Here is a 1,110-nt window from a genome sequence, read left to right as displayed (position 1 = left end):
ACTTGCACCCATTAGAATAAGCTCATGCCGAGCATACAAGAAAAAGGTCGCAACTCGGTAGAGTTACGACCCATGAATATATTAAGTACTAAATGATTAGTCCTTGAAGAAATCCTTAACAGCCTCGTTAGGTACCATCTTCTCATCGAAAACGTAAGCACCAGTCTTAGGGCTCTTAACCATCTTGATAACCTTTGTATATGCGCGACCATCCATGTTACCTTCGTGGAGGGTAGCGACCGCTTTCTTTGCCATAGTCTATTTAATTGATAAAATTGTTTATAAACTTGTAAGCGAGCTTACTTAATCTCCTTGTGAAGAGTCATCTTCTTAAGGATTGGGTTGTACTTCATCAACTCAAGACGCTCAGGAGTGTTCTTACGATTCTTTGTAGTCACGTAACGGCTTGTACCTGGCATACCACTGTTCTTATGCTCAGTGCACTCGAGGATAACTTGTACTCTATTACCTTTTGCTTTCTTTGCCATGATATTATTCTCCTATTACTTTAATGTCTTTCCAATCTACGTAACCCTTAGACACAGCCTGCTTCAGGGCAGCGTCAAGACCTACCTTGTTAATGAGACGAAGACCAGCAGCGCTGATCTTAAGGCTAATCCAGCACTCTTCTTCTACATAGTAGAATTTCTTGCTGAAGAGGTTAACGTCAAAGCTTCTCTTTGTACGGTGCTTTGAGTGAGACACATTGCAACCTAACTGTGCCTTCTTACCTGTAATTTGACAAATCTTAGACATTTCTATCTTTAATTTTCTAATTCGTTAATTGATACCTATTCCAAACAGAGTGCAAAATTACAAATAATTCTCGTATATACAAAATATTCCTTTGTAGAAGTCCAACTTTTAAGTTTTTTTTGCTTTTCCTTTTCCATTTTCGTCTCATTTCCCTATTTTTCACTTCAACATAAAAGGAAAAGGAGTTGCGTCACAGGTCGTCTATATTGCTATTTTATTCATCGGATGACACAGAATTTATTCGGAGATTTCCTGCCAAGGCGATTACTCACGGATTTACGCGGAGACGACCTATTCGGTCGTTACAGATACCCCCTGAGAATGGAAAATGTCCCACGAAGAAAAATCTGCGTC

The 1,110-nt window shown here is 39.4% G+C and carries 3 protein-coding genes; all 3 read right to left on the bottom strand.

Annotation, left to right across the window (positions count from 1 at the left end; genetic code table 11):
- Window positions 1-96: 96 nt before the first annotated feature.
- The 3 genes from DW917_RS10970 to rpmB are packed head-to-tail and all read right to left on the bottom strand — an operon-like array spanning window position 97 to window position 756.
- Window positions 97-255: a DUF4295 domain-containing protein gene (locus DW917_RS10970; protein WP_006849046.1), complete on the bottom strand. Its 159-nt coding sequence runs from the start codon at window positions 253-255 to the stop codon at window positions 97-99.
- Window positions 256-299: 44 nt separating this feature from the next.
- On the bottom strand, window positions 300-488 hold the full coding sequence (gene rpmG / locus DW917_RS10965) for a 50S ribosomal protein L33 (RefSeq protein ID WP_006849045.1): 189 nt from the start codon (window positions 486-488) through the stop codon (window positions 300-302).
- 4 nt (window positions 489-492) lie between these two features.
- Window positions 493-756, bottom strand: a complete 264-nt coding sequence (rpmB, locus tag DW917_RS10960; RefSeq protein WP_022111600.1) for a 50S ribosomal protein L28 — start codon at window positions 754-756, stop codon at window positions 493-495.
- Window positions 757-1,110 lie beyond the last annotated feature (354 nt).

The sequence above is a fragment of the Prevotella sp. AM42-24 genome, from assembly GCF_003461825.1.
In the GTDB taxonomy this organism is placed as follows: domain Bacteria; phylum Bacteroidota; class Bacteroidia; order Bacteroidales; family Bacteroidaceae; genus Prevotella; species Prevotella hominis.
This window is presented reverse-complemented; position numbering and strand designations above follow the sequence as displayed.

Coding starts and splice junctions, on each gene's coding strand:
- DW917_RS10970 (WP_006849046.1), bottom strand. CDS start 255: ATGGCAAAGAAAGCGGTCGCTACCCTCCACGAAGGTAACATGGATGGT.
- rpmG (WP_006849045.1), bottom strand. CDS start 488: ATGGCAAAGAAAGCAAAAGGTAATAGAGTACAAGTTATCCTCGAGTGC.
- rpmB (WP_022111600.1), bottom strand. CDS start 756: ATGTCTAAGATTTGTCAAATTACAGGTAAGAAGGCACAGTTAGGTTGC.